Origin of the sequence: Ancrocorticia sp. (genome assembly GCF_052089425.1) — a bacterium.
Classification (GTDB): Bacteria; Actinomycetota; Actinomycetes; order Actinomycetales; family Actinomycetaceae; genus Ancrocorticia.
The window spans coordinates 5,714-12,575 of record NZ_JBQCZW010000019.1 but is presented as its reverse complement, the minus strand read 5'-3'; the positions used below and the strand labels follow the sequence as shown (position 1 = coordinate 12,575).

Genomic DNA, 6,862 nt, shown 5'->3' with positions numbered 1-6,862 from the left:
GAGCGATCCAAAAGTCCAACTCGCTGGCCAACCCCAACAGAATCTATGTGGGCCAGCTCTTGACCATCGGAGGAAAGGCGTCCGGGACGTCCTCCTCCACCACTCCAGCGAAGGCTCAGGCGCCAAAGGCGTCAAGCACCAGCGGCAAGCGCCACGTGGTGGTCTCAGGCGAAACCCTCTCCTCCATCGCCCTCAAGTACGGAACAACCCCCGGAGCGATCCAAAAGTCCAACTCGCTGGCCAACCCCAACAGAATCTATGTGGGCCAAGTCCTCTCCATTGGGGGCAAGGCGAGTTCGTCCTCCAGTTCAAGCTCGAGTTCGTCCAACTCAGTGGGGAACACGTTCCTCCATTACACCTATTCAGAGTCCACGACATCAGCGGCGAATGCCAATAAGGACAAGCTGGTTGCTGGCAAGGCTCCATCCAAGGCCCAGATGCAGCAGATCATTCGCGATACCGCAGTGAGCATGGGCGTGGATCCCTCGCTGGCCCTTGCTCACGCACAGGTGGAATCGGGCTTTGATCAGCGCGCTGTCTCCCCCGCGAACGCCATTGGCGCGATGCAGGTTATCCCCTCCTCCGGCGAGTGGGCATCGTCCCTTGTTGGGCGAAATCTCAATCTGCTGGATCCTTATGACAACGCTACGGCTGGCGTTGCCATCATCAAGCAGCTTCAGGCCACTGCCAGTTCGAAGGATCAAGGTATCGCGGCCTACTATCAGGGGCTCGCCGGTGTGAGAAAGAACGGCATGTACCCGGATACCAAGAATTACGTTGCCAAAGTAAAGGCCGCTCAGGCCAACTACTAGGGTTTTCACGCTAATCTTGCCCTGTGGAGCAAACGTTAATCGGCGAAGTTGTTGATGGCCGATACTTGATCAGCGCACGCTTGGCGCGCGGCGGTATGGCGGTGGTATACCGCGCGCGCGACAAGCGGCTGGAACGCGACGTCGCGATCAAGGTCATGCATCCGCACTTGGCCGAGCAACCAAACTTCACGGAGCGTTTCCACAAGGAGGCGCGTGCGGCAGTTAGGCTTTCCAGCCCCTACGTTGTATCCGTTTACGATCAGGGCGTGTGGGATTCACAGGCCTATCTCACGATGGAGTTCATCCCCGGTCCTGATCTGCGCTCGGAACTCACGCGGTTGGGATCCTTCTCATTGGGAACCGCCCTCACCATCACGGAACAGGCCCTCGCTGCGCTGGCAGCGGCACATTCAGCCGGATTGATTCATCGCGATGTGAAGCCCGAGAACATCATGTTGGCTGAGCCGCTACCGGAATCCAGCGTTCTTGAGCCTCCCGATATTCTGGCGAAAGTCACAGATTTTGGGCTGGCGCGGGCAGTCAACGCCAGCAGCACAACCGGTTCTGCGCCGATGGGCACCGTTGCCTACATCGCCCCCGAGATCATCACGGAGGGCAGGGCGGATGCACGCAGCGATCTGTATGCCGTGGGCATTATGCTCTATGAGTTCCTGACCGGCTCGGTTCCGTTTGGGGCGGACACACCAATACGCACCGCCTACATGCACGTGAACAATTCCATGCCTCGCGCCACCGATCAGGCACCCTGGTTGCCGCCAGCGATCGATTCGTTCATCGGCTCGTTAACCGCCAAGGACCCAGAGGATCGCCCTCAGGACGGAAAGGCCGCGTTGGCCCAGCTCCGTTCACTCCTCCCTGTCGTGGCCCCTGAGGATCTGATCAGGCGCGTTCCGGTCATCGGCAACGCTCCCGCGCCCACCCCATCTTCGCCTGCACGCGACACGGTAGCCCTCCCGGCCTCACACACGGAAGCACTACCAACAGCGCACCCGGATGCTGCGGCAGAGGAATCCCAGCCGCCTACGTCTGCCCCAAGCCCCACTCGAACGGACACCGCCCCGATACCGTTGCGCAAGCGACGATTGTGGATACCGCTCCTCGTGTTGTTCGCCCTAGCGATAGCAGGCGCAGCGGCCTGGTACTTTCTTGTTGGACCGGGGCTGCGTGCCACCGTTCCCGACGTGGTGGGAGAAACCACCGCGAGCGCCTACGATGCCCTGGAAGCTCAGGGCTTCACCGTGGACGAATCCGCGCAGTACTCGGATGACGTACCGGCTGATCACGTCATCAGCTCACATCCAGATGCCGGATCGCGCGCTCATCCCGATTCCACCGTCACCATCGCCATTTCCCAAGGGATCGAACAAGTGAGAGTACCCGATCTTGCGGGCCAAGAACGTGAGGATGCCACCGCTGCTGCCAACGAAAACCGTCTTGAGGTTGAGATCACGGAAGCCTTCTCGGAAGAGGTTGCCGAAGGCGCGGTGATCTCCCAAGATATAGAGGCGGGAACCATGGTGGATCATTCCTCCACCATCACGCTCACCGTGTCGAAGGGCCGTGAACCCATCGAGGTTCCCCAGATCACAGGCCAATCGCGTGATGATGCTGTTTCCGCGATTGAGGACGCGGGACTCGATGCCAATGTGGAGGAAGAGTTCTCCGATTCGGTGGCCGAAGGAACCGTGATCTCTCAATCCCCGAGCGATGGCACGCTCTACAGGAACGATCCGGTCACGATCACCGTGTCCAAGGGCCCCGAGCTCATTGAGGTTCCAGACGTGACGTTCGCTTCCAAAGACGATGCCATCTCCACACTTGAGGACGCCGGATTCACCGTCCACGTCGAGGAGCTGTACGGTGGAATTCTCGGGATTGTCCGTTTCCAAGATCCTGAGGGCGGCGCGATGGCCGCCCCCGGAAGCGAGATCACGATCTCGGTGATGTAGTCACTTCGTGGAGAAGCGGACGTCCCTGAGCTGCTCAGCCAACAGGAACGCCATTTCGAGCGCCTGCTGGTGGTTGAGCCGCGGATCAACCAACGTTTCGTAGCGTTCGCCCAACGTATCCTCGTTGATCTCCTCGGATCCGCCCAGAACCTCAGTCACGTCATCACCGGTCAGCTCCACGTGGATACCGCCAGGATGGGTTCCGAGTTCTTGGTGAACCGTGAAGAATCCATCGATTTCCTCAACAATCGCAGAGAGCCTGCGGGTCTTCAATCCGTTGGACGCTGTGATCGTGTTTCCATGCATCGGGTCAGTGATCCACGTGACGGGACGCCCGTCCGCGCGCACGGCTTCCACGAGAGCCGGAAGCACCTCGGTGACGTTCTGCGCACCCATCCTCGTGATGAGCGTGAGCCGTCCTTCAATGCCCTCTGGATTCAGCTTGTCCACAAGTGCGAGAACATCTTCTGGTCGCGTTGTTGGGCCAAGCTTGACCCCAATGGGGTTACGGACGTGGGAGAGCATCTCCACGTGCGCCCCCTCCAACTCACGCGTGCGCTCACCGATCCACAACAGATGTGCGGACGTGTTGTACGGCTCACCGGTGCGCGAATCGATACGGGTCATCGCATCCTCGTAAGGAAGCAGCAAGGCTTCGTGAGAAGAGTAGAGATCCACCGTGCGCAGGTTGTCCATATCCACGCCAGCGGCACGCATGAAGCGCATCGCACGGTCAATTTCGGATGCGAACTGCTCGTAGCGCGCGTAGGCAGGGTTCGCCATGAACCCCTTGTTCCACTCGTGCACGGCCGTCAGATCCGCAAAACCGCCTGTGCTGAACGCTCGCATAAGGTTCAGCGTGGAAGCCGAACGCTGGTAGGCCTCCACCAGCCGGTGCGGGTCCGGAATCCGGGCTTCGGACGTGAATTCGAACCCATTGACGGCGTCCCCCATGTAGGAGGGAAGGGTGACTCCACCGAATGTCTCAAGTGGGTTCGATCGAGGCTTGGCGAACTGGCCGGCCATCCGCCCAATTTTGACCACGGGAACTGAGGCCCCGTAGGTGAGGACAACAGCCATCTGGAGGAGAGTGCGAATACGCGCCCGGATCCTATCCGCGCTGGAATCGGCGAAGGATTCGGCGCAGTCCCCTCCCATGAGAACAAACGCGTCCCCCCGAGAAGCCGCAGCCATGTGCTCGGTGAGCTGATCGGCTTCGCCAGCAAAAACAAGAGGCGGCAGCGAGCGCAGATAGGCCACCGCTGCTTCGAGTTCAGCTGGATCCGGCCATGCGGGCTGGTGTTGAGCTGGCTTTGTCCGCCACTGCGTAATCGCAGCTAGCGTGTCCTCATCTGCATCCTCAAACATGCCAACGAGTGTAACCCGCCGCCAAGCGGCGGTGGCCCCCGGTCCGTCCATTGGATCGAGGGCCACTACCGAAACGCTACCTAGTGTGGGTTGACGTCCTGACCAATCTCGGCCATGGTCCCGCGGAACCACTCCTGATCGATATCAAATGGCTTGGCTCCCTTAATACGGGGGAACTCCACAGCGCGCAGCACATCGCCGTTTTCTTCATCGTGACCGATCACGCCGGATACACCCTCGTGAGCGCACTGGACGGCTAGATCCACCATGGACTTGATGAGGCGGAGGTCATCAGCATTGGCGTGCCATGCCCGAGAGAAGTACCCGGACTTTTGCACCATGACCTTTTCTGCCCCGATTTTCTCGGAGAACTGCTGTGCGAACCACTGGCCCGGGTTGATGGTGTCCAGCTTGACGTGACCGAATGGATCGCGCGCCACCTCTTCACCGGCTGCCTCCTTTTCGGCGATGATCTCGTCGATGCCCGCACCCTCCGAAAGGAAGATATTGACGTTTCCGATCTCATCCATGATGCCGCGCAGGCGCGTAGCCTCGGATTCAAGATCCAACGCCATCTCGGGCAGGTACACGGCGTGCACGTCCCAGCGCTCCGCAGAGAGCCCGAGAGCCGGAGCCCATTCCTGCTTCTTGATCCACTCGTGGTAGTAATTGGCGGCCTGGGCCGTCAGGTAGCCACAATTACGGCCCATAACCTCGTGCACAATCAGCATGCGGGGGTTCGAGCGGTGCTCGCCCACCACGTGCTGAGCAAAATCGGAGGCTTCTTCAGCCGCCGTCATGGCCCCCAAGGACTGGCGAATCGGGATAATGTCATTGTCGATCGTCTTGGGCAGGCCCACCACGGTCAGCTCGTAGTTGTTCTCGTGGAGGTAGGCGGCCAGATCGGCGGCGGTGGTGTTCGTATCGTCCCCGCCGATGGTGTGAAGAACATCCACGCCATCCTTACGTAGCTGATCTGCGGCAACCTTGAGCGGATCCTCGCCTTCCTTGACGAGGCCACGCTCCACAAGATTCTTCGCATTGGTCAGCTTGACGCGGGAATTGCCGATGGGCGATCCACCAAAGCGATGCAGAACCGATGCCTGCTCGCGGCCCTCATCGGTGACCGTGATGTAGTTGCCGGTTAGCAGCCCGTGATAGCCGTACTGATAGGCAATGATCTCCACTTCAGGAGAGATTTCGGTGTAGCGCTCGATCAATCCGCCCACGGCGGAGGACAGACAGGGGGCAAAGCCTCCGGCGGTAAGTAGTGCGACGCGACGGACAGTCATCGTGTACCTTCCCAACGTTGTAGTTTGGTGGGCGTGCTCACGCCCTCCACCATTGTACTCAACGGTAATCTAGGACCCATGAAGGACGAGGAGTTCGAACGGCGATGGGCCGAGATTGCGGAAGATCTGTCTGATCTGGAGCCCGCTTCTCAAGATCCTGATTCCGCTTCCTCTGGACCCCGTGATTGGATACCGGCTCCAGAGGAAGATGAGGACGATCTTGACGAGGTATTCGAGCAGGTAGCCGCCATTGCCCGCGCCTCCAAGAAGCAGCCGCCCGCCAGTTCGCGCCATTCCCTCACCCTGTGGGCCGTGTGCGCGATCGCACTCTTGCTCAGCGTTTTCATGGCTTTTTCCCTTATTCCCGGTGGTGGGATCGTTGCGGGAGTCCTCGGAATTGGTGGGTTTGTCAGCGGTGCTTTGGCCGCCTTCGCTACGTCCTCCCACGGCGGGGATCCGTTCGACGACGGCGCTCGACTCTGAACGTGTGGGAGCCCCGCAGTAGGTTTGAGGTATGAAGGCATCGGAGGAAAAGCGGGCGGGCCGTCTCGATCTTGGCATGCCGGTGGGCCAGAGCGCTCAGATGGCATTCGAGGATTTGGGGGCGTCGCTTGAGCGGGTCACGTTCGTCGTCGTCGATCTTGAAACAACGGGAGGGGCCCCAACTACTCACTCCATCACGGAATTCGGCGCCGTCAAAGTGTGCGGCGGGGAAACCGTTGGGGAGTTCGCTACGCTGGTGAACCCCGGTGTGCCCATACCGCCGTTTATCACGGCTCTGACGGGCATCAGTACCGCCATGGTGATGGATGCCCCGGATATCGGCGCCGTGATGCCGGCCTTCCTCGAGTTTCTCGGCGATTCGCCCGATACCGTGCTGGTGGCGCACAACGCCCGTTTTGACGTCAGCCATCTCAAAGCGGCGGCGGCCGGGCTCTCGATGGCCTGGCCACGGGTGCGCGTGGCGGACACCGTGAAGCTGGCGCGGCGTGCCTTCACGAAGGACGAGACGCCAAACTACAAGCTTGGCACCCTCGCCCGGCTGTGCGGAGCCACGGTCACCCCTACGCATCGCGCGCTTGATGATGCTCGTGCCACGGTGGATGTGCTGCATGCGATCCTCGCGCGGTTGGGGCCACTGGGCGTCACCCATATCGAGGATCTGGCAACGGCCAGCGATCCAGTGCCGCCGGCGCGGCGCGCCAAGGTAACCCTCGCGGCCAACTTGCCACACACTCCCGGAGTGTACCGATTCATTGGGCCGGATCGCGCCGTCATGTATGTGGGGACTTCCGTCAACGTATACAAGCGGGTGCGCCAGTACTTCACGGCCGCCGAAAAGCGCAAGCGTATGGCCGAGATGGTGGATCTTGCCGTATCCGTGGAGGCCACCTCAACGGCCACCCAGCTGGAGGCCTCC

General features: G+C 60.6%; 6 protein-coding genes. 4 read left to right on the top strand and 2 right to left on the bottom strand.

Annotated features, from left to right (window positions below; all coding sequences use genetic code 11):
- Together ACTHV6_RS07435 and pknB are read left to right on the top strand one after the other, a co-directional pair.
- Nucleotides 1-812, top strand: an 812-nt coding sequence (locus tag ACTHV6_RS07435) for a lytic transglycosylase (protein WP_441386653.1), incomplete at its 5' end; no start/stop codon positions are given.
- A gap of 23 nt (nt 813-835) precedes the next feature.
- On the top strand, nt 836-2,782 hold the full coding sequence (gene pknB / locus ACTHV6_RS07430; RefSeq protein ID WP_441386652.1) for a Stk1 family PASTA domain-containing Ser/Thr kinase: 1,947 nt from the start codon (nt 836-838) through the stop codon (nt 2,780-2,782).
- Here pknB and ACTHV6_RS07425 read toward each other — a convergent pair whose 3' ends face one another.
- Nucleotides 2,783-4,150, bottom strand: coding sequence for a class II 3-deoxy-7-phosphoheptulonate synthase (locus tag ACTHV6_RS07425; protein WP_441386651.1), 1,368 nt, complete (start codon nt 4,148-4,150; stop codon nt 2,783-2,785).
- Between the two features lie 80 nt (nt 4,151-4,230).
- On the bottom strand, nt 4,231-5,442 hold the full coding sequence (locus tag ACTHV6_RS07420; RefSeq protein WP_441386650.1) for a pyrophosphate--fructose-6-phosphate 1-phosphotransferase: 1,212 nt from the start codon (nt 5,440-5,442) through the stop codon (nt 4,231-4,233).
- Nucleotides 5,443-5,520: 78 nt separating this feature from the next.
- Here ACTHV6_RS07420 and ACTHV6_RS07415 point away from each other — a divergent pair, with 78 nt between their 5' ends.
- Together ACTHV6_RS07415 and ACTHV6_RS07410 are read left to right on the top strand one after the other, a co-directional pair.
- On the top strand, nt 5,521-5,925 hold the full coding sequence (locus ACTHV6_RS07415) for a hypothetical protein (RefSeq protein ID WP_441386649.1): 405 nt from the start codon (nt 5,521-5,523) through the stop codon (nt 5,923-5,925).
- A gap of 31 nt (nt 5,926-5,956) precedes the next feature.
- The coding region (locus tag ACTHV6_RS07410; RefSeq protein WP_441386648.1) for an exonuclease domain-containing protein at nt 5,957-6,862 on the top strand (906 nt) is incomplete at its 3' end.

What these genes read in the sequence shown, in the direction of transcription:
- ACTHV6_RS07425 (WP_441386651.1), bottom strand. Translation starts at nt 4,150, where the DNA reads ATGTTTGAGGATGCAGATGAGGACACGCTAGCTGCGATTACGCAGTGG.
- ACTHV6_RS07420 (WP_441386650.1), bottom strand. Translation starts at nt 5,442, where the DNA reads ATGACTGTCCGTCGCGTCGCACTACTTACCGCCGGAGGCTTTGCCCCC.
- ACTHV6_RS07415 (WP_441386649.1), top strand. Translation starts at nt 5,521, where the DNA reads ATGAAGGACGAGGAGTTCGAACGGCGATGGGCCGAGATTGCGGAAGAT.